We start from the raw sequence: 22,140 nt of genomic DNA, 5'->3' as shown, positions 1-22,140 counted from the left end.
TTTAATTCTCTACTACGAGTTTGTCTTTAAACACCTCGTCATGATTTAATTTCTTCAAAAGTCTTTTGGCTTCCGTTGAAAGCCCTTCTGCTAATGCTTTTCTGTATAAAATAAAATTCAGCTTTGCTCTATCTTGAGCTGTAAACCCTGTTGTTTTGGACGATCTGGCTAAACCTTCTATTTCTTGATATTCAAGCTTGTCATATTCTTTTAATATTGAATTGATGATCAGTGACGTAACCCAATCTACTGGGATAGGGACAGAGCTACTTTCTAAATCAAGGTTAACTTTAGGGAGTTCGTTGCCATTAAAGAAACTTAATGAAAAATCTAAGCTGGGACTTTGATATGCCCCCTGGTTTGTGTCAAAGCGATTAAAATTAAACTCAATTAGATTTATAATTGATCTTGCAAGGTCTGATTTAAACCATTTCAAAGTGTCTAAAGCTTGATTTAGCTTGGTTACATGTTCTTCAAAAGTAATATGGATAGCACTGCCATCTTTGGCTTTTATGCCTTGCAGATATTTTACCAATGCATCTGTATACGATGTAGCGTTCGGATATCGCTCTTCACATATGTCGATAAATTTGTTTACTAGTTCATCTTTAATATCGTCACCAGCAAGCATTTCATAAAACAAAGCGTCTATTGCTTGAATATCGTTGGGATCTACAATATCAACTTCTAGCTCAAAGCTTCTTGAAACTTGCTGATTCAACAATTCAATTTTAAAGAATTTCTTATTAGAAGAAGTTAATATTTGCTTAACCTCAGTTTCCTCTACAACCTCATCATTTATCGTTATTTGATCGGCGTAGAGAAATTCAATATTTTCAAAAAAGCTGATATCTCTCACTTTTAAGCGAGTTGCACTAATTTCAATATGATCTATCAACAGTAACGGATTGCGAGTAGGGTGTGCTTCCCATTCATGTTGAATACGTTCAGCATCACTTAGAAATGTTGCTTTACAATAACGACAGCCATATTGGATTGGTTTATTGGGGCCTCTGTAGCTGGTATCGGGTATCGGGACGCTGCCACCAGCGTTGCCAGGATCAATAAAGTTTATGTAATAAGACATTGAATAGTTACTCCTTTACCACTGGATAATTCGCACTTCCCCAAAGCACTTGAGGATTATCCATCATGATATCTACTATTATTGGAACGAGCTTACTTAGGAATGCTACGCCATCTCTAATTTGCGAACGGTTTGCTGAACTTTGCCAAGTTGCACCACCGTGTATTAGTTGGTTTCTCAACGTGTATAAGCGTTGAAGGATAATGGCTACTAAGAGATCTGTGCGCTTAGAAGAAAGTGCATTGTTGGCTGCAACTTTTGCCTTAGCAAATCGTTCTTTCCACTCTTGTTCGGTTAACTTACCATTTTGGTAATCCCAAAATGGTTGATAAACATATTGGTTATCGAGCAACACCCGCACACTTGATGAAAACTCAGCCCATATTAGGTTATATAGTTTATTAGATTCATCCAGTTCGACAAGTTTAGCTATGAAAAGAGAAAAAGCTTCAGACTCGGTATGCCTTAACACTTCGGTATCTTGTGCGTATGCGGCGTTAAACGCAATCCATAGAAATATGAGTTGACTGTCTTGGTCATCGTTACATTGCTCTGATTTTTCTAGCCAGCTAAGAGCACGATGTACTCTCAATCCTAAGTTGTCAGAAAACTTATTTCTAATTTCACGTTGTTTACTTTTTAATGACTTGAAATCCATCTGATTGTTCCTTAATCCATTAACTCAGGTGTTAGTAAGAACTGCTTTAATTCTAATCCCTGCCCCCTAATATCTTTGTATCTATTTGTACTTGTGGCATTTATATGAAAATCAATTTTATCGCCACTCAACCTCACACTTAACTTATCTAAATTACGTTTGAGGTATTCTGTAGGAATTTTCAAATAATTAAAGCCCACGAAATCAGGCTCGGCTAGAGCCAGTTTTAGGTACTCTTCATTTTCAAGCAAATCTTTTGGGATCGTAATGAACCAGATATCTTTATCTTGATAATACTTAGATGTTCTAACACCTTTAAAAACTTCTGATGGAAAGTTCTTTTCAAGCCAGTTTTTTGCTTGCTGTTGGGTTGAAAGTGAATTTTCAGTAAAGTTTGGGCTTAAAGGTGTTGGTAAAGCGCTTCCTCGCATTAGGATCTTTGCAGTAATAATCGCCGTATTATTTTCATAGCCAAGCTCTGCTAAAGCATTCACTTTATCTTTCACCATTTCAGGTGACCAAAAAAACCAATTGTTCTGGGTAAAGTATTCGGCTATGTCACTAGATTTATTTTGGTAAACATTGCCCGCAACTAAGCCTAGTTGTGGTTGAACATCTGCTTCAGCTAACCCTAACTCAACTAAATCTTTAACTAAGCGGGAAAAAACAATATTTCGGTAATTTTCACAGGTAAAGATTTTGTAGCGCCCATCGGGGATCTCAAAATGTTCAAGTAGCTCACTAATTTTCACCCCAAGAGAGTCAAAATATGATTTAGCTTCTAATACAATCAGTGAGTTTGTGCCAGGTTTAAAAGCCAACAGGTCTATTTCTGGCCTTGGTATGGAATGCTTCCCGATTGCGCGCTTCTCTTCCTTCGTTAAATTGACTTTGAAGGACTGCCTGACCCAATAACCTTCATGTTCAAGTAACGTTTTTATAATACCTTCGAAAAGCTCCATGCTATATCTATCCCTTATAACTCAGTTTTAGTGCAACAAAATCAAGGCCAACTAAAGTTGTCTTCCATGATTGGGCAATAACAACTTCATCAGTTAAATAACCCAAAGAAGGTTTTAATGCGCGATATTTTTCGTTAATGAGTTTCATTTAACGTCCTTGTTACTATTTGGCTAGTTTACTAATGAAGATGATATTGAATCTGCAAGGTTCTTTTGGATGAGTTTCGCTTTATCAATTTTAGTTTTCAACTCTTCACAAGCTAAGAATAAATCTTCAACCTTACTTATAATTCTTCTTTGCTCATTAAGAGGTGGAATTGGAAAGATTAATGCCTTAAGTATTTTTTGATTAAGAAACAATCTAGTAGTACCTGCGCACATATCTTTAATTTTGTTCATACCATCTCACTCCCCTTGAAAGTAAAACAAAAAAATTCAGGGTCAATAAGCTCTTTTAAAAGTGTTACACGTAGCAAATTGGTTGAAATTAGTCCGTCTTCCGTTTCATCTGGTATTACACACACCTCGTCGATTGTTCCTGAACGGGAAATTATTAAGTCGCCACGAGTAGCAGAGGGCGTTCAGAATTCTGTGTCAGCCTAAATTGCTAAATATCTAGCACGCCATCTAACCTACCTTCGAAGTGAATGGCTAATTGCGACAATGTCAGGTTCCAACTGTGGATTGGCAGTGTCCATTTCTTCGAGGCGTTCAATATGCCTGCATACAATAATTTCATCAAGCTATTTTCATTCGGGAATGCGCCTTTAGTCTTGGTCAATTTCCTAAACTGGCGGTGAACCGCCTCGATAGCATTGGTGGTGTAAATGGCTTTTCGCACGTAATCTGGGTACTTGAAGTAAACCGACAGGTTCGTCCATTTACGACGCCAAGAGTCGATAACAATGGGATATAGCTTGCCCCATTTATCATCTAGCTCATCCAGTGCTGCTTCTGCGGCACCTTTAGTTGCTGCACGATAAACGGGTTTTAAGTCAGCCATAAAGGCTTTTTGGTGCTTAGAGGCTACGTACTTCATCGAGTTACGAATTTGATGAATAACGCACTGTTGAACCTCTGTTTCAGGATAGATAGTGCCAATGGCTTCAGGGAAACCTTTTAGTCCATCAACACAGGCGATTAAAATATCGGATACGCCACGATTATGTAAATCGGTCAGCACTGATAACCAGTAGTTAGCACCTTCGCTTTCTGATACGTAGAGGCCAAGTAATTCTTTACGGCCTTCAATATTAATACCCAGCACAGTATAAACCGCTTTGCTAACGTAGCGACCATTTTCCTTGATTTTATAGTGAATAGCGTCAAGCCAGATAAATGGATACAACGCATCAAGACTGCGAGATTGCCACGCTTTAAGCTCTGGTATTAGCTGGTCAGTCACAGCGGTTATTGTGGCTTCTGATACTTCAATGCCATACATTTCTTGAATGTGACTGCGAATATCACGATAGCTCATGCCTAACGCAAACATAGATAGGACTTTTTGGTCAATTTCTGGCGTTAACTTAGTTTGGTTTTTCTTAACGAGTTGCGGTTCAAAGGAGCCAGCGCGGTCTCTTGGTGTTTCAAGTTCAAATTGACCTACAGATGATTTAACGGTTTTTTTGCTAGTGCCGTTCTTACGGTTTGGTTGCAGATCAGCTTCTAGATGCTGCTCTAGCTCTGCTCTGAGTGCAGCTTCAGTTAATTGTTTAATTAGCGGTGTTAAAACACCATCTTCACCAGTTAACCCTTTACCAGATTGAAGTTCAGCTAATGCTTTGTTGAAGTCGAAAGATTGAGTCATGTGTCACTCCTGTTTTCTTAATATTACTGAAATGACACAGATTTCTAAACACTACCCACCTAGTAGCTAACATGCACTAGGTGTAAAAGCTATTATAAAGCTCGCAATTACCACTCAATAAGATGTTTATTTGGTTTAGAGCATTGCTCACAAAACGATAAATTTTCATAACGGGTTAACGTAACACTATAACTTTCATGACAGTGGTTACAGCACGTACTAACTTTTAGCGTACTTACAAAACCTGTAAGAATTATTTTCTCTGGTTCTACTGCTTCACTATCATTAAGTTGTTCAAACTCTTTATCTTCACAATCCACATCAGCGTTTTCAATGCCTGTTAACTCATACAAAAAATGTACTGCTTTTTTTGCGTCATCTACGGCTTTAAATAAGTAACGAAAATCATCTTTTAAATGCTTTATCCAAGACTTCAAATAAGCTGCATGATCTGTTCTTGGTGTAATTGTATTTTCAAGCCGCGTACATATAATTGCAGCACCTAGTTCAGCAACAAGCTCTTCATATGCATACTGCTCAGTACTATTGTTAGCTAAGTTGCGCTTCATTCTAGTGTCATGACCACTCCAATGAATTAACTCATGAATAGCAGTCGCATAATAATTATGCTTTTTGCTGCCATGAGAACTATCTACAAAATTAGTGGGGGATGGCAGATATATTTTATCTTCGTATACTCTATAAAACGCATCGGTATTACCATGCGTAATATTAGCTTTGCATCGAGCTATAAATTTATCAGCACTCGGATCTATCGCTATATCATCTGCAAATAAATCAGGGTGCGCGGGGTTGTAATTATTTACTTGGTCAGCGTTGAATACCGTATAAGGTTTAAAATAAATAATATAATCTTCATCACTAGGGTTATTTTTTTTAGCGTAAATAGGGCGAAATAAACGCGTTCCCTTTGAACGAATTTTTACCTTCGCTTTTTTTGTATTCCATTGTTTAAGTGTCGCCCATTCATCCGATTGAAATGCATTATCAAGGGTAGACGCCCAAAGTAATGTTGCGTTCATTCCACTAAAAAGGTGGTGTGTAATGGCATTTTTAGGTTCTAAAAAGCCATTATGCCAAGGTGCTATCCATTCCCCCAAGTTCTCCTGCATTTGCTCAATTAGCTTATCTACTACACCTCTTACATGTGCGTCTACTTCTTCCTTTTTCATAATTTAATTCCCTTTTAAAGCTATGAGTTATTTATAGATTACTATTTGTTAATTATGAATATTACCTTAATCTGATAAAGCTTCTCTACCTACAACACAATAAAGGTTACAATACCCTTAATAAAAAGCACTGCCTTCAGTGCTGGTTAATAATCCTTAAATCTTGCTTAAAAAATAGCATATCTAATGATATGGTAAGTTAAGTTACGGAAAACAAAATAATAAAGGGTCAAAATGACAGATAACAATTTCTCTTCAACCGCTGCTTTTTTATGGTCAGTCGCTGACTTACTTCGCGGTGATTTTAAACAATCTCAATATGGCCGTATAATCCTACCTTTTACACTGTTAAGGCGTTTGGAGTGTGTGCTTGAAGCCACTAAACCAGCTGTGCTTGAGAAGTACGAAGCAGTAAAAACCATGCCTATTGAAGCACAAGACAAGCTCCTTACTCACGCAGCGCAGTTAAGCTTTTACAATAATTCAAAAATGGATTTAAACCGCCTTGGCGAAACCGATGTAGCCAGTAACCTAGAAAGCTATATTCAATCGTTTAGCCCTAATGCGCGTGAAATTTTTGAACATTTTGATTTTTTTAACACCCTAGATAAGCTGGCAGAAGCCGACCTACTTTATAAAGTAGCTAAACGCTTTGCTACAACCGACCTACACCCAGATGTTATAAATAACTATGGCATGGGTTTAGTGTTTGAAGAGCTTATTAGGCGCTTTGCTGAAAGCTCTAACGAAACCGCAGGTGAGCACTTTACCCCGCGCGACATTGTACGTTTAACCACGTCTTTAGTGTTTACCAATGACGACAATGCGCTTACGCAATCGGGCTTAGTGCGCTCAATTTACGACCCAACAGCGGGTACGGGCGGGTTTTTATCATCAGGTATGGAATACGTACTAGAGCTTAACAATAAAGCATCGCTTTCAGCATTTGGGCAAGAGCTAAACCCAGAGTCATACGCTATATGTAAAGCCGATATGCTTATTAAAGGCCAAAAGGTCGATAACATAAAACTCGGTAATACATTATCAAACGACCAGCTACGCACCGAAAAATTTGATTACATGTTATCTAACCCGCCATTTGGCGTGGATTGGAAAAAAATTCAAAAACAAATTAACGATGAACACACCGAAAAAGGCTTTGAAGGCCGCTTTGGTGCGGGTTTACCGCGCGTGTCTGACGGCTCGTTACTGTTTTTAATGCACCTAGTTAGCAAAATGCGCCCACAACACGAAGGGGGCTCGCGCATTGGTATTATTTTAAATGGCTCACCGTTATTTACCGGTGGTGCGGGTAGTGGTGAGAGTGAAATACGCCGTTACATTCTCGAAAACGATCTGCTAGAGGCCATTGTAGCCCTACCTACAGATATGTTTTACAACACCGGCATAGCAACTTATGTGTGGGTGCTTTCAAGCCACAAGCCAGCTAACCGTAAAGGTAAAGTACAACTTATAAATGCGGCAAAAGAACGTGCTAAAACAGACGGCAGAGGCCGCAGCGGTGGTGGTGAAGTTGAAGGAAATGATGAGAATGTATTCTATGCAGCTATGCGTAAGTCACTCGGTAGCAAACGTAAAGAACTAACAGAAGATGCAATAGAAACCATTGTTAAAACATACGGCCAATTTGTAGAAAACGACTTTAGTAAAATATTCGATTACCAAGAATTTGGTTATCGCCGTATTACAGTAGAGCGCCCATTACAACTGGCTGTTTATCCAAAAGATGAGCTACGCATTAGTGCTTTAACAACCGATAAATCATGGAATAAGCTAAACGAGCATACACAACACACTATTCTTGCAGCGCTTGCCTCACTTAATAGCAAGTATTTATCTCGCGATGTGTTTTTAAAAGCACTGACTACTGAATTAGATACAGCAACACCAGCAGTTAAGCTAAGCGCTGCACAGCTCAAGCTGATAGTTAAACACTTAAGTGAACACGACGACGAAGCCGAAATATGCAAAACCAAAGGTAAAATAGAAGCCAACCCAGACTTACGTGATAACGAAAACGTACCTCTCACTGAATCCGTTGACGACTACTTTGCGCGTGAAGTACTACCCCATGTACCAAATGCGTGGATTGATACTAAAAAAACTGACGAGCAAGACGGTGAAGTAGGTATAGTTGGCTACGAAATACCATTCAATCGCCATTTTTACGAATACGTACCACCAAGATCACTTACCGAAATTGATGCGGACTTAGATAAAGTATCGAGCGATATTATGCAGCTGCTTAACGAGGTGCATTCATAATGACAGGTCGTTATAAATCATATCCTGAATATAAGAAATCAGGAATTGAATGGGTAGGAGATATCCCTAGCACTTGGGAAGTTAAGCCTACTTTTTCAGTATTTGATCCATCAACAGTAAAAAATGTAGATGGCAAAGAGGCTGTTGTTTTATCACTTAGCTATGGAAATATCATAAAAAGAGACGTAGAAAAAAACTTTGGGTTACTACCTGAATCTTTCAATACTTACCAAATTGTGAATGATGGTGATTTGATTCTTCGTTTGACAGACTTACAAAATGATAAAAAAAGTTTACGTGTTGGTCAGGCAAAACAAAGAGGAATTATTACTTCTGCATATTTGAAGTTACGGTCTACAGATATTATAGAGCCTAGTTTTGCTTATAGATTACTTCACTCATATGATACCACTAAAGTTTTTTATGGTATGGGGGGAGGATTGAGGCAGTCAATGAAATTTGAAGATTTTAGGCGACTTCCTATTGTTTTACCTTCAATAAAAGAACAACAAAAAATAGCCAGCTTTCTCGATCACGAAACCGCTAAAATCGACACCTTAATTGCCAAGCAAGAAAAGCTAATTGAGCTGTTAAAAGAAAAGCGCCAAGCGGTCATTTCTCACGCAGTGACCAAAGGGCTTAACCCAAATGCTCCAATGAAAGATTCTGGTGTGGAATGGTTGGGTGAAGTGCCTGAGCATTGGGAAATAATCTTCATTAAGCACCTATCACAGGTAAAACGTGGAGCTAGTCCAAGACCTATTGATGATCCCAAATATTTCGATGATAACGGCGAATATTCTTGGACACGCATTGCTGACGTTTCGAGTTCAGGTATGTATCTAACTGAAACTACGCAGAGACTTTCAGCGCTTGGTTCATCGTTAAGTGTTAGGTTGGAAGCTGGTGAGTTGTTTTTGAGTATTGCTGGCACAGTGGGCAAGCCTTGCATTACAACATCTAAAGCCTGTATTCACGATGGCTTCGTTTACTTCCCACAGCTTAGAATAAACAACAAATACCTATATTATATCTTTGATGCAGGACAAGCATATTTAGGGCTTGGGAAGATGGGTACTCAGCTGAATCTTAATACAGATACTGTTGGAGGAATTAAAATTGGCTTACCTCCAGAAAATGAAATTGAGGAAATAATCTCCTATATAGAGAAAAAAAATACGCAATACTCTGATTTGATCAGTAAAGCTGCATGTTCTATTGACTTAATGAAAGAACGCAAAATAGCCCTTATCTCAGCAGCAGTAACAGGAAAGATAGACGTGCGTGATTGGGAGTCACAAGGAGTTTAAGGATGAGTAATCTAACAAGCCTAGCTCCCTTAAGCCAAGAGCTGGCCGCACTGATCCACAGTGCCAAGCAGCGCGCTGCGGTCGCAGTGAACAGTGAAATTACTTTGTTGTATTGGCAAGTGGGTAATCGCATTAATCAAGCTGTGCTGGGCGGCGAGCGAGCCGATTATGGCAAACGAGTGATTGCCACGCTTTCTAATGAGCTAACGTTACAATTTGGCAAAGGGTGGAGTAAGCGCAACCTTGCGCAAATGGTTAAGTTTGCAGAGGTTTTTTGGGATATAGACATTGTGCACGCACTGCGTACACAATTGAGCTGGACCCATATTCGCCAGTTAATTGCTATTGATGAACCCATAAAGCGAGACTTTTACACCACAATGGCCATTCAGGAACGCTGGTCAACCCGCACCTTGGATGAGCGCATAGGTGCCTTGTTGTTTGAGCGCACGGCTATTTCTAAAAAGCCAGACGATACCATTGTGGCCGAACTCTCTGAGCTGCGAAATACAGGCCAGTATAATCAGGAACTGCTGCTTAAAGACCCCTACATTCTCGATTTTTTAGAGCTGAATGACCGCTACTTAGAGAAAGATTTAGAAGATGCCATTTTAAGAGACATTGAGCAGTTTTTATTAGAGCTGGGTGCCGGTTTTAGTTTTGTGGCCCGTCAAAAGCGTATCCAAATTGACAACGATGATTTTTATATCGACTTGCTATTTTACAACCGTAAGTTAAAGCGTTTGGTGGCAATCGATTTAAAGCTCGAAAAGTTTAAACACAGCCACAAAAGCCAGATGGAGCTATACCTCAACTGGCTAAAAAAATATGAAACCGAAGAGGGTGAAAACCCACCACTTGGGATCATTTTGTGCTCCAGTAAAAAACAAGAACAAATTGAGTTACTTGAAATGGAAGGCAGCGATATTCATGTTGCAGAATACCTAACGCATTTGATGGATGTTGAACTACTCGAACAAAAATTACAGCACTCTATTGCCAAGGCAAAGCAACGATTAAATCAAAAGGATGAGTAAATGAGCCAAGCAAAAACAGTAAGAGAGTTGCAATTTCAAAATGACATTATTGACCAAATGCTTGCACAGGGCTGGTTACTGGGTGAGTCGAATAAATATAATAAAGAGTTAGCTCTTTACCCAGAAGATGTTGTTACCTTTGTAAAAGACTCGCAGCCTGAGCAATGGGATAAATTGCAAAAACATTACCCAGAGACTGACCGAAGCCCTAATGCAACCGCTGATGCTTTACTTAAAAGCCTAGAGCGTAACTTAAAAAACAAAGGCACGCTTTGGGTATTACGTAATGTAATTAAAGACCGTGGCGCTAAATTTAGTTTATGTAGTTTTAAGCCAGATCACGATTTAAACCCTGATGCGAGTAAACGCTATAACAAAAATATTTTACGCGTGGTACCTGAGCTAAAATACTCACCGAATGGTTATGATGGCCGGTTAGATTTAACTTTATTTGTAAATGGGTTACCGGTTGTAACTTGCGAGTTAAAGTCTGAATTTAAGCAGTCGCTCAATAATGCCAAAGTGCAATACATGAAAGACCGCCAGCCAAAAGATCCAACCACTAAAAAGGCAGAGCCATTATTGACCTTTAAACGCGGTGCGTTAGTTCATTTTGCAGTAAGCCAATATAACGTGGCAATGACAACGCGTTTAGCGGGGAATAAAACCTTCTTTTTACCGTTTGACCAAGGTACAGCAGAAGGCGCTGCGGGAAATGATATTCCGGCTGATGGCAGCTATGCGACCTCGTACCTTTGGAACGAGATATTTCAAAAAGATAACTTGTTACTTATTTTAAGCCGTTATATTCACTTAGAAGTAAAAGACGAAGAGCAACTTGATGGCCCAATAAAAGTAAAAGAAACCATGATATTCCCGCGTTATCATCAATGGGCTGTGGTGTCTAAGCTTATAAATACAGTTGATTTTGAAGGGACGGGTAAAAAGTACCTTATTCAGCATAGTGCGGGCTCGGGTAAGTCGAACTCTATTGCGTGGTTGTCGCATCAGCTGGCCTCTAAACATTACTTAACTGAGCACCCAGAATTACAAAAACAAGCGGGCGACAAAGTATTTGACTCAGTAATAGTAATTACCGACAGAACCGTTTTAGACAGCCAACTACAAGACACAATTTATCAGTTTGATCATAACGAAGGGATGATAGCGCGCGTTAACCGCGAAGAGGCACAAGGCAGTAAATCGAGCCAGTTAGCCGGTGAGCTAAAAGCCAGTACCTCAATTATTATTGTAACCATACAAACCTTTCCTCATGTTTTAGAGGCAATACGTAAAGATTCTACCCTAGCTGGGCGAAGTTTTGCGGTAATAGCCGATGAAGCGCACTCTAGCCAAACGGGAACAACCGCACGTAAGTTGCGTGAAGTGCTAATGGCTGAGCAACTTGAAGGCGATGACGAGCTAGACAGCGAGGATATGCTGCGTTTATCGCTAGAGGCCCGTAAAGGCTCTAATAATATTAGTTACTTTGCCTTTACAGCAACACCTAAAGCTAAAACTCTAGAGCTATTTGGCCGCCCTGAAGATTTAGACGCACCGCTAAGTGATACTAATAAGCCATTACCCTTTCATGTGTATTCAATGCGCCAAGCCATTGAAGAAGGCTTTATTTTAGATGTACTGCAAAACTACACCAGTTACCGTGTGGCGTATCAATTAGCTCACGATAACCCGCAGTCTGATCAAGAAGTAGATAGCAAAAAAGCGGCGTCTAAAATGGCTAAATGGGTAAGGCTACACCCCTATAATATTGCCCAAAAAGTTGAAACAATTGTTGAGCACTTTAATGCCAAAATTAAACACTTATTAGGCGGAGAAGCCAAAGCAATGGTGGTGACGAGTAGCCGTTTAGAGGCTGTACGTTACAAGCTTGCTTTTGAAAAGTACGTAATGGATAAAGGCTATGAAAACGTCAATGCGATGGTCGCGTTTTCTGGTGAAGTAAACGACCCTGATATTCCTGATCATGCCTTTACTGAAAAAGCGATGAACCCTAATTTACGTGGCCGCGATATGCGCAAAGCCTTTGACACGAACGACTACCAAGTAATGTTAGTAGCGAATAAATTTCAAACAGGATTTGACCAGCCTAAATTAGTGGCTATGTATGTTGATAAACCATTAAAGGGTGTTGAATGTATTCAAACACTCTCTAGGCTAAACCGTACTTGCAAAGGTAAAGATAAAACCTTTGTGCTTGATTTTGTAAACGACCCTGAAGAAGTTTTAGAAGAGTTTAAAGTTTACTTTCAAACCGCTGAGCTTTCAGGGGTATCAGATCCAAATATTGTTTACGATATTATGGATAAGCTTGCTGAGGTGGGTATTTACCAGTGGTTTGAAGTAGAAACCTTTGTAACCGCTTATAACAGTAAACATGCCAAGCAAGACAAGCTCACCAATATTATGAAAGCGCCGGTTGAGCGCTTTAAGTTGCGCTACAAAGAAGCGACTACGGTACTGCAATCAGCTCAAAAAGAGCTTTCAAAAGCGAAAGATGAGAACAACGACAAAGCGATTAAGTACAGTGAGAACAGTGTTAAGCACGCTAAAGAAGCCAGAGATATTTTAGATGTGTTTAGAAAAGATTTAATCTCGTTTTATCGTTACTACGAGTTTAGCTCTCAAATTGTTGACTTTAACGACACTGACTTAGAAAAGCTCAGTGTATTTGCTAAAAACTTACACCCACTCTTACGCATGGATGTAATAGAAGACGACGTTGACCTAACCGATGTAGTAATGACGCATTATCGGCTGCATGAACAACGCGAAGCTGATTTACAGCTAGGCCACAAAGTAGGCGAAGAGCCTAAAAGCTACTTACCACCAAGCAAAGAAGGCTCGGGCGCAGTACCAAAGGATCCTAAAACTGAGCTTTTAAACGAAATCATTGAGCGCATGAACGACCTGTTTGCTGAAGATGGCCTATCTGAAAACGATATGGTTAATTACGCTAATGCAATTATGGGTAAAGTAGCCGAAAACGAAACCGCAATGGATCAGGTTAAGCACAATACCAAAGAGCAAGCCATGCTAGGCCAATTCCCAGAAGCAATTCAAAACGCGATTATTGAAAGTATGGATACTCACAATGCAATGGCCATGAAAGCACTATCAAGCGATTTAGTGTCTAAAGGCATAGCGAGCTTGGTATTCGACATGCTAATGAAAGGTGTTGCTGCTAAAGGCGATGAGCAACGCAGTTAAAGTTTATTTTTATTGGTAAGCCGTAATAGCTTACCTTTTTAATTTGATAAAAAGGCACGTTCACAGGTAAGCAATATGGAAGTTAAGTTCAACTCATTACGTGATTTAGTAAAGCTAATTATTGAAGGTACAGTCACATTTAATGATGACAGTAGTGCATATAGTTTGATAGAGACTATGTGCGACACATATTTTGAGGATGAGCAGGTAGCGGATTATAGAGGGCATTGCTCTGCTGATGATGTACAGCAAGAGCTAGAATGTGATCTTGGTGATTATGAATGGGCAGAAGTAATCTTTTACGATTTTAATATGCACGAAATAAAAAACCAGCTAGCGATATCAGACCGTTGCTCTAGGCTTTATACCGACGATGAGCTTGAGCATTTTATAAGTGAGTATTTGAGCTGTTGGCGTAAAAATGCAGTTAATGCTCTTTTAGATAAGCTCAAAAATTGATAAAAATATAAAATTAATATTTTAGCCACAAATTTTTAAATCCTAAGTGTTAGGAGTAAAAATGGCATGAGTTTTAACTTAAGTAGTACTGAAGGTGGTACCTTGCTTTCTGTTTGTTTGATTTGTGTTTATAATTCAATTATTTACAATCATGGTTAAGATGACCCCAGCCCACCATTAACGGTTTTTAAATTCGTTTGTTTAAAAACCCTAAAAAACCCGCAACTTGAGCAATCAAGTCGCGGGTTTTTTTATGGCTAAAATGATTGAATTTATTGTGCTTTGGTTTATCTTGCGAACCCCGAACCCCGAACCCCGAACCCCGAACCCCGAACCCCGAACCCCGAACCCCGAACCCCGAACCCCGAACCCCATACCACTAAAAGACTAGTCGCTTACTTACCTATTTTTTGTATTATGAGCCAATGATTAACTGCGAGCTTTGATATGGATATTTTTACAGCTGAACACATTTCCCCTTTAATTTCGCTTTTACTCATTTTACTGGCGGGGTTTACTTCGTTTGTATCGGCGGCTTTTGGTGCGGGCGGCGGGTTAATGCTGTTGGTGGTCATGGCGTCGGTTATGCCGATGGCGGTGGTGGTGCCTGTTCATGGTTTAGTGCAGTTAGGCTCTAATGCCAATCGATTATTGTTAAGTATTGCTCATCTTGATAAGCCGATGTTGTTATATTTTACTCTGGGTGGGTTAATTGGTGCCGGGTTATCAAGCCAAGTAGTGAGCGATATTAACCTTGATAGTATGAAGCTGTTTGTGGCTTTATTTGTGATTTATTTACTGTGGGGAACAATCCCTGAATTTAATAAAGACTCACGATTAGGGCGTTTAATAGCGGGTGTAATTACGGCATTTATTTCTACTTTTGTGGGAGCAAGTGGGCCTCTGGTGGCAAGTTATTTACACATTAATCATTACGATAAGCTTAAATTCACCGCGACTTTTTCAAGTATTATGACCTTGCAGCATAGCTTAAAAGCCGTTGTTTATGCGGGGCTAGGTTTTAGCTTTTGGCAATGGTTGCCGTTAACACTGGCGATGATTTTAAGCGGAGCCATTGGCACCTGGTTAGGCATTCGTTTACTTAAGCGGCTCTCGGTGGCGCGTTTTAGGGTTTTTTTTAAAGTGATTTTAACTCTGCTTGCCATGCAGCTTGCATGGCAAGGGGTGAGTGTAATGCTTACTTAGTAGCGGCTTTTATTGGTTTATCGCCATCAAATAACTCAAAAATACGATTGCTATTAAATGAGTTTGTAGCAACGTGAAGCAATGCGTTGGCTACATTTTCGCGGCTAATTTTAGCCTTTGACTGATCGCTAGGGCGCTCTGTTGTTACTTCCAAAGAGGCACTTTCGTTAGTTAATGTTCCTGGGCGGACAATTGTGTAATTGAGTCCACTGTGAATTAAATGCTCATCAGCCATATGTTTTGCTACAAGATAAGGCTTTAAGTCACTATCTATCGCATCAGGATCGTCTGCACCAATAGAGCTGACCATAATAAAGTGTTTCACACCGTGCTCTTTAGAATAAGTTGCTGCTTTTGTCGCTGCCCACAAATCAATAAGTACGGTTTTATCTGTGCCTGTACTTCCACCTGAACCTGCTGCAAAGATAACTTGGTCGCAGCCATTAACGGCATTTGAAAAGTCACCTTCTAAATCCTGTTCAACAATACTTAAAAATGGGCTATCTAAATCACGCAGTTTGCTTTTGTCTCTTACAAGTGCAACAACATTTTGCTCATTTTCTAAAAGTAGTTTGGTAGCCATTTTACCAATTTGACCACTTGCGCCAATAATTAAAGTCTTACTCATAATTAATTCCTTCTCAATATAGTGTAAAGATTGTTCGTACAAACAGACCTTGGGGTAGGAAATTATTTTTAAAGAGTAAATGGGATTTAAACGAGCTTATTTAAAAAAACATATTAGTGAAAGGTTATTACTTAACTGAGTATTAAAATTAGCTATTTTTTAAGGCGTTTTTTAGAACTTTTTATTCGATCATTATACTTACTTCGGTTACAAAGCTACGGTGGTATAAGCCAATACGTACACTGCGTTCTTGGTAATTACAGTAAATAGCTTTGTAGGTATTATTACCTTTAAATTTTATTGCGAATAAGGTCACGAACAATAAAGCGGCCTGGGTGAATAGCTTGGCTTACGCGTTCGCTTAGTGGGCGAGGTTCATTGTTTAAACTACTAATTAAGTGCTCGGCAGATAGCGGTGCACTGCATAATGCTCGCGCGCCAAAGCCGGTAAAAATATGCAGGCCCTGTTGTGGTTTTTTTAATGCTTGGTATTGATAGCGCTTACCCAAACGTAAATTAGCAAATGCATGTGTATAGTCAGTTTGCTCCACCCATTCACCGGCCATAGGTAAATGGTCAATAAAACTACAGCGAACAGCGGCTTTAGCTGAGCTAATTTTGCCTAAGCTGGTGGCAAATTCAGTGTTGTTATAAAAACTCAGTAATTGCTCGCGGTTAGTTTGATTATCTTGCTCGGTCACTTCACGGCTTTTACTGTTTTTTTCAAAGGTGGCACCCATACAATGGTGATCTAAGTAAGCGGGGGGGAAATACCCCTTGTGACACAACACGGTTTTTAGCTTACGTGATTGCGTGCTTGCTTGAACATGTGACACCTGTCCGCGTACGCCAACAATAGGGAGCGTTTTAGTTTGCGCAAATGCATCGCTGTGTTCACCGGCGCAAATAATCACATCGCTAAAGGGGCCAAATGTTTGTTTTTGCGTGGTTAAGTACCAGCCATCGGGTTGTTTGTTAAGTTGCTCAATGTGGCAATTAAATAGGCTCTCAAACTCATTTAATTGCTGTGCGGCATCTAACATAGCACAGACTAACTGGGGGGGATTAACCCAGCCGCCTTGTTCAAAAAACACCCCTGAGTAACCTGTTTTAACCCCAGCGATAGCATCACCCTCATCAGCAGTCACATTTCGCATAAGCTGCTCTGGCCACAGCTGTTTATCAGCGAGATTTTGATGACGCTCTGCCAATGGCTGTTTTACTGCATGTTGCAGCACACCACACCACTGGTGATCAAACAAAAAGCCATTGTTGAGTAATTGATTGTAAAGCCGCTTTGCGTATAAAAAACTATGGGCAAATAGTTCACTGTGTGGCGAATTTTTTGCTTGTAAATGTGGATATACCGCCCCTTGTATATTATGTGATGCACCCATAGCCGGTTGTTTATCTTGGCAAAATAAGTGGCTTGGTATACCGCGTTTGGCGAGGCTATAAAGAATACAACTGCTCGCTATACCACCGCCAATAACAGCCACATTAGTAAGGGGAGTGTGGTGATGTTCAAAATAGGCGGGGGCTGATTGTTTTAGATTAGCCTGAGCGAGTGTACCAACTAGCATCTCACGTTTTCGGCCAAAGCCTTTAGCTTTTTGCATGCTAAAGCCTGCTTCAATTAAGCCACGACGAACAAAGCCCGCAGCGGTAAATGTGGCTAATGTGGCGTTGCTTCTGGAAATATCGACCATGGCATTAAATACACTTTGCTGCCACATATCAGGATTTTTACTTGGCGCAAAGCCATCTAAAAACCAGGCATCAACCAGCCCACTTTGTGGGTAGCTCATGCTATTAATACACTCGAGTACATCACCAAAGTAGAGGTCGAGCACCACAAGGCCATTGGCAAATTCAAGGCGGTGGCAGCCATTTAAATTAATCGGGTAGTGGGAGATGAGTTGGGCGCTTAAATGACTTAAACTAGGCCAAGCTTGTAAGGCTTGTTTTAAATCATTTACGCTAAGTGGATATTTTTCAAAAGAAATAAAATGCAGTCGTTGCACGTTATTAGGCTGTTGACTTTGAACTTGTGGGCATTGCAGGTGGTCAGAAAACTGCAGCCATGCATTCAAAAAATTAAGCCCTGTACCAAAACCGGTTTCGGCTATAACAAAGTGCTCACGGTCATGATTTTGTAACCGTGACTCTATATTGTTTTGTTGATAAAACACATAATGAGACTCAGCGAGGCCGTCGTCATTAGAAAAATAAACATCATCAAAGTCATTAGCAACCGGTGTGCCTAAGTCGTTAAAGTGTATGTGGGCGTTTTTTATCATGACCAATTCAATTTTATAGATAATTTTTTAATTATTTTACGTGTTTTCTTTGAAATAGTCTGGCGTTATTTATAAGCTTTGGGTTCAGAGTACAAGTGTACGCTAGAAAGCTGACCACTTAGGTGATTAAATTCGCGTAAAATAGAACACAATTAAGTATTAAGCTAAGGGAATTACCCATGAGAAGAGCCGTAATAACAGGCATCGGTGTTGTATCAAGCATCGGCAATAATAAAGAAGAAGTATTAGAGTCACTAAGAGCGGGTAAAAGCGGTATTGCTTTTAACCAAGAATTTGCTGATTACAAATTGCGCAGCAATGTATCAGGTAAAATTGATATTGATGTTAAAGAGCATGTTGACCGCAAAGCAATGCGCTTTATGGGTGATGCAGCGGCTTATTCTTATATCTCAATGGCACAAGCGATTGAAGATGCGGGCCTTAGCGACGAACAAGTATCAAACGAGCGCACTGGTTTATTAGTGGGTTCTGGCGGCGGTTCATCAAAATGGCAAGTAGAAGCGGCCGATATCCTTCGCGAAAAAGGCGTTAAGCGCGTTGGCCCTTACATGGTGCCACGTACTATGGCGAGCACCACCTCGGCTTGTTTAGCAACGCCATTTAAAATTAAAGGCGTTAACTACTCAATTAGCTCGGCGTGTGCAACCTCTGCGCATTGTATTGGCCATGCCGTTGAGCAAATTCAACTAGGCAAGCAAGACGTTATTTTTGCAGGTGGTGGTGAAGAACTTCACTGGACGCTAGCGATGGAATTTGACGCTATGGGCGCGCTTTCGACTAAATATAACGACACACCTGAAAAAGCATCACGTACATACGATGCTAACCGCGATGGTTTTGTGATTTCAGCCGGTGGCGGTATTGTGGTTGTTGAAGAGCTAGAACACGCACTTGCACGTGGCGCGCACATTTATGCTGAAATTACCGGTTACGGCGCAACCTCAGATGGTTACGATATGGTTGCACCATCGGGTGAGGGCGCAGTACGTTGTATGCGCCAAGCAATGCAAAACGTTGATAGCATTGATTACTTGAATACCCATGGTACGTCAACACCCGTAGGCGATGTGAAAGAGCTGGGCGCTATTCAAGAAGTATTTGGTGGTAACTCGCCAATGATCAGCGCAACTAAAGCAATGACAGGCCATGCACTGGGTGCGGCAGGTGTACATGAAGCCATTTTTTCATTGCTAATGCTTGAGCATGGTTTTGTTGCGCCATCTATCAATGTTGATGAGCTTGATGAGCAAGCAGTGGGCTTGAACATTGTAACTGAAGCCAAAGACGTTGAACTAAATACGGTTATGTCTAACAGTTTTGGTTTTGGCGGCACCAATGCCACATTAGTAATGAGCAAATACAAAGGCTAAATAAACCTTTAACTATTTTAAAGCCGAGCAAAATGCTCGGCTTTTTCGTTTGTGCAAATAGGCGGTTGTTCGTTACAATAGGGTCTCATTTTGCCAAACGGATTCACAATGAAAATTCTTGCCGATCAAAATATGCCTTTAGTTGAGCAATTCTTTAAAGATATGGGTGAGGTTGAGCGATTTGATGGCAGGCAATTAACTCCAGAACAACTCATTGATGTTGATGTATTACTGACTCGTTCAGTCACCCAGGTCAATAGTGAATTATTAGCACAGGCTAATAAGCTAAGCTTTGTAGGTACAGCCACTATTGGTGTGGATCATATTGATACCGATTTGCTCAACGCAAAAAATATTGATTTTACCAGTGCACCTGGCTGCAATGCGATTGCGGTTGCTGAGTATGTGATAAGTAGCTTATTTGCATTAAGTCAAGAAAACGCCAGCCCATTAAGCGGGAAAACAATTGGTATTGTGGGTGTGGGTAATATTGGTAGTTGCCTCGCGCACAAGCTAAAAGCACTTAACGTTAATTTACTATTGTGCGACCCAAAAAAGCATGAGCAAGGGCTATTAACCGAGCACGTTGAGCTTGATGAGCTATTAGCGCGGTCAGATATAGTCACGTTTCATGTGCCGTTAGTAAAAACAGGTACGCATAAAACACTGCACATGCTTGATAAAAAGCGCTTAACTACGCTTAAACCTGGGCTTACTTTAATTAATGCCAGCCGAGGTGATGTGGTTGATAATCAAGCATTACTTGAGGTGATGGAAGCCGGCGCTGAGCTCGATTTAGTGTTGGATGTGTGGGAAAACGAACCTAACATTTTAACCGAGTTACTTGAGCATGTTCGCTATGCCAGTGTGCACATTGCCGGACATACTCTTGAGGGTAAAGCTCGGGGTACACAAATGTTGTATCAAAGCTTGTGTGAGCTAAAAGGGGTTAACGCAATAAAATCGCTTGATGATTTTTTACCGCCTCCTGCAATTAAAAAAGTCGCTCTAGGAAATAGTTTTAGCGAAACAGATATAGCTCGTTTAGTGCATTTAGTTTATGACGTACGCCGTGATGATGGCATTTTACTGCGTCACTTGACCGATGAAGGCTTTGACAGTTTACGAAAAAATTATCCAACCCGACGTGAATTTAGCACCGTGGTGGTTGAAGGTGATAGCACCGAGCTTGCTGCACTTGCGCAGCTTGGTTTTACTACAGCAAACTAATTTAATTAGCACGGTTGTTTTAATCGTGCTTACAGAGGATGAAATATGTCGCAAAAATATAACGTTGCCGTACTCGGCGCTACAGGCCTTGTAGGTCGTCAAATCATTGAAACTTTGGAAGATCGTAAATTTCCGGTCGATCAGCTGTTTTTATTAGCAAGCAGCCGCAGTGCTGGCGAAGATATAAAGTTTCGTGGTGAGACCATAGAAGTACGTGATGTTGAAGGCTTTGACTTTAGCCAAGCGCATATCGGTTTATTTTCTGCTGGTGGCAGTGTATCTGAAAAATATGCCCCTATTGCCGCAGACGCTGGCTGTATCGTTATTGATAACACATCGCACTTTAGAAATGACTTTGAAGTGCCGCTTATTGTGCCAGAAGTAAATGCATCGAGCTTAGCCGATTTTAGAAATCGCAATATTATTGCCAACCCTAATTGTTCAACCATTCAAATGATGCTTGCGCTTAAGCCTATTTATGATGCATACGGCATTGATCGTATTAACGTTTCAACTTACCAAGCGGTGTCGGGAGCGGGTAAAGAGGCAGTTGATGAACTGGCTAAACAAACTGCAAATTTAATGAATGCACGCCCAATGGAAAACGAAATATTTCCTAAGCAAATTGCGTTTAATGTGATACCGCAAATCGATAGCTTTGAAGATAACGGCTATACGCGCGAAGAAATGAAAATGGTAAACGAAACGCATAAAATTTTAGGCGATACAACCATTGCGGTAAACCCGACTTGTGTTCGCGTCCCTGTATTTTTTGGTCATTCTGAGTCAATTAATATTGAAACGCGTATGCCTTATGATTTTGAGCATGTAAAGCAACTCTTGAGTGATGCGCCAGGTGTTGAGCTAATTGATGATGCTGGCGACTACCCAACGGCTGTATCAGATGCCAGTGGTAATGATACTGTTTATATCGGCCGTTTACGTGCTGATATTTCACACCCACATGGATTAAATATGTGGGTAGTAAGTGATAATACCCGTAAAGGGGCTGCAACCAATAGTGTACAAATAGCAGAAGAACTGATTGCTAATTATATGTAATTAGCCTGAAAATAGTGATGATTTCAATAAACGGCAAACCACGGTGGTTTGCCGTTTTTTTATGCTATAACCGCCATTTTTTTGCCACTTATTAACTAAGAGAGTGTAAACATCTTGATAAACAACATAAAAACATTTTTATCATGATGTTTAAGGTATTTATTTTCAATGCGTTGCGATGGATATTATGGCTTAACTGGTTTATAGTTTGTAACTGGAATAGAGCTTGCAATAAAAATAGATTGTAATAAAAATGTGCGTTGGCCACGTGGCTAACAACGGCAAGAATA

18 protein-coding genes are annotated in these 22,140 nt (G+C 40.2%); 9 read left to right on the top strand and 9 right to left on the bottom strand.

The genetic code is table 11. The features are described from left to right. Position 1: 1 nt before the first annotated feature. From MTN97_RS02640 to MTN97_RS02610, 7 genes are all read right to left on the bottom strand, one after another. On the bottom strand, positions 2 to 1,087 hold the full coding sequence (locus MTN97_RS02640) for a hypothetical protein (RefSeq protein ID WP_248473622.1): 1,086 nt from the start codon (positions 1,085 to 1,087) through the stop codon (positions 2 to 4). Positions 1,088 to 1,094: 7 nt separating this feature from the next. Continuing rightward, positions 1,095 to 1,745, bottom strand: a complete 651-nt coding sequence (locus tag MTN97_RS02635) for a HEPN domain-containing protein (RefSeq protein ID WP_248473621.1) — start codon at positions 1,743 to 1,745, stop codon at positions 1,095 to 1,097. An 11-nt stretch (positions 1,746 to 1,756) separates the two neighbouring features. After that, positions 1,757 to 2,707: a hypothetical protein gene (locus MTN97_RS02630; protein ID WP_248473620.1), complete on the bottom strand. Its 951-nt coding sequence runs from the start codon at positions 2,705 to 2,707 to the stop codon at positions 1,757 to 1,759. Positions 2,708 to 2,714: 7 nt separating this feature from the next. Beyond that, the gene (locus tag MTN97_RS02625) at positions 2,715 to 2,855 is read right to left on the bottom strand and encodes a hypothetical protein (RefSeq protein WP_248473619.1); all 141 of its coding nucleotides are present in this window, start codon (positions 2,853 to 2,855) and stop codon (positions 2,715 to 2,717) included. Positions 2,856 to 2,878: 23 nt separating this feature from the next. Then, a complete protein-coding gene (locus tag MTN97_RS02620; protein ID WP_248473618.1) occupies positions 2,879 to 3,106 on the bottom strand; it encodes a restriction endonuclease subunit S in 228 nt (75 codons plus the stop codon). A 208-nt stretch (positions 3,107 to 3,314) separates the two neighbouring features. Further along, positions 3,315 to 4,517, bottom strand: a complete 1,203-nt coding sequence (locus MTN97_RS02615; RefSeq protein ID WP_248473617.1) for an IS256 family transposase — start codon at positions 4,515 to 4,517, stop codon at positions 3,315 to 3,317. Positions 4,518 to 4,624: 107 nt separating this feature from the next. Continuing rightward, entirely contained in the window at positions 4,625 to 5,710 is a 1,086-nt protein-coding gene (locus MTN97_RS02610) for an ArdC family protein (RefSeq protein ID WP_248473616.1), read from the bottom strand. A 234-nt stretch (positions 5,711 to 5,944) separates the two neighbouring features. Here MTN97_RS02610 and MTN97_RS02605 point away from each other — a divergent pair, with 234 nt between their 5' ends. From MTN97_RS02605 to MTN97_RS02580, 6 genes are all read left to right on the top strand, one after another. Continuing rightward, a complete protein-coding gene (locus tag MTN97_RS02605) occupies positions 5,945 to 7,996 on the top strand; it encodes a class I SAM-dependent DNA methyltransferase (RefSeq protein WP_248473615.1) in 2,052 nt (683 codons plus the stop codon). Continuing rightward, complete coding sequence (locus tag MTN97_RS02600) at positions 7,996 to 9,306, top strand: restriction endonuclease subunit S (protein WP_248473614.1); 1,311 nt, start codon at positions 7,996 to 7,998, stop codon at positions 9,304 to 9,306. Before MTN97_RS02605 ends, MTN97_RS02600 begins: the two co-directional genes overlap by 1 nt. A 2-nt stretch (positions 9,307 to 9,308) precedes the next feature. Then, positions 9,309 to 10,343, top strand: a complete 1,035-nt coding sequence (locus MTN97_RS02595; RefSeq protein WP_248473613.1) for a YhcG family protein — start codon at positions 9,309 to 9,311, stop codon at positions 10,341 to 10,343. Next, positions 10,344 to 13,574, top strand: a complete 3,231-nt coding sequence (locus MTN97_RS02590; RefSeq protein ID WP_248473612.1) for a type I restriction endonuclease subunit R — start codon at positions 10,344 to 10,346, stop codon at positions 13,572 to 13,574. Between the two features lie 75 nt (positions 13,575 to 13,649). Continuing rightward, positions 13,650 to 14,033 carry a hypothetical protein gene (locus tag MTN97_RS02585; protein ID WP_248473611.1) on the top strand — a complete coding sequence of 128 codons (384 nt, stop codon included), beginning with the start codon at positions 13,650 to 13,652 and terminating at the stop codon, positions 14,031 to 14,033. A gap of 447 nt (positions 14,034 to 14,480) precedes the next feature. Further along, complete coding sequence (locus tag MTN97_RS02580; RefSeq protein ID WP_248473610.1) at positions 14,481 to 15,239, top strand: sulfite exporter TauE/SafE family protein; 759 nt, start codon at positions 14,481 to 14,483, stop codon at positions 15,237 to 15,239. Here the strand turns inward: MTN97_RS02580 and MTN97_RS02575 are convergent. Together MTN97_RS02575 and mnmC are read right to left on the bottom strand one after the other, a co-directional pair. Then, positions 15,232 to 15,867 carry an NAD(P)-binding oxidoreductase gene (locus MTN97_RS02575; protein WP_069438653.1) on the bottom strand — a complete coding sequence of 212 codons (636 nt, stop codon included), beginning with the start codon at positions 15,865 to 15,867 and terminating at the stop codon, positions 15,232 to 15,234. The two genes, MTN97_RS02580 and MTN97_RS02575, sit on opposite strands and share 8 nt — an antisense overlap. Before the next feature lie 290 nt (positions 15,868 to 16,157). Beyond that, positions 16,158 to 18,167, bottom strand: coding sequence for a bifunctional tRNA (5-methylaminomethyl-2-thiouridine)(34)-methyltransferase MnmD/FAD-dependent 5-carboxymethylaminomethyl-2-thiouridine(34) oxidoreductase MnmC (gene mnmC, locus MTN97_RS02570; protein ID WP_248473609.1), 2,010 nt, complete (start codon positions 18,165 to 18,167; stop codon positions 16,158 to 16,160). A 179-nt stretch (positions 18,168 to 18,346) separates the two neighbouring features. On the opposite strand from mnmC, the gene fabB reads away from it, so the two are divergent. From fabB to MTN97_RS02555, 3 genes are all read left to right on the top strand, one after another. Further along, entirely contained in the window at positions 18,347 to 19,558 is a 1,212-nt protein-coding gene (gene fabB / locus MTN97_RS02565) for a beta-ketoacyl-ACP synthase I (RefSeq protein ID WP_248473608.1), read from the top strand. Positions 19,559 to 19,666: 108 nt separating this feature from the next. Further along, entirely contained in the window at positions 19,667 to 20,788 is a 1,122-nt protein-coding gene (locus MTN97_RS02560; protein WP_248473607.1) for a 4-phosphoerythronate dehydrogenase, read from the top strand. 45 nt (positions 20,789 to 20,833) lie between these two features. After that, the gene (locus MTN97_RS02555; RefSeq protein WP_013465468.1) at positions 20,834 to 21,850 is read left to right on the top strand and encodes an aspartate-semialdehyde dehydrogenase; all 1,017 of its coding nucleotides are present in this window, start codon (positions 20,834 to 20,836) and stop codon (positions 21,848 to 21,850) included. The last annotated feature ends 290 nt before the right edge of the window (positions 21,851 to 22,140 follow it).

The sequence above is a fragment of the Pseudoalteromonas sp. 2CM36K genome (assembly GCF_023161865.1).
Classification (GTDB): Bacteria; Pseudomonadota; Gammaproteobacteria; order Enterobacterales; family Alteromonadaceae; genus Pseudoalteromonas; species Pseudoalteromonas tetraodonis.
The sequence above is the reverse complement of the archived record's forward strand: the minus strand, read 5'-3'. Positions and strand labels throughout refer to the sequence as shown.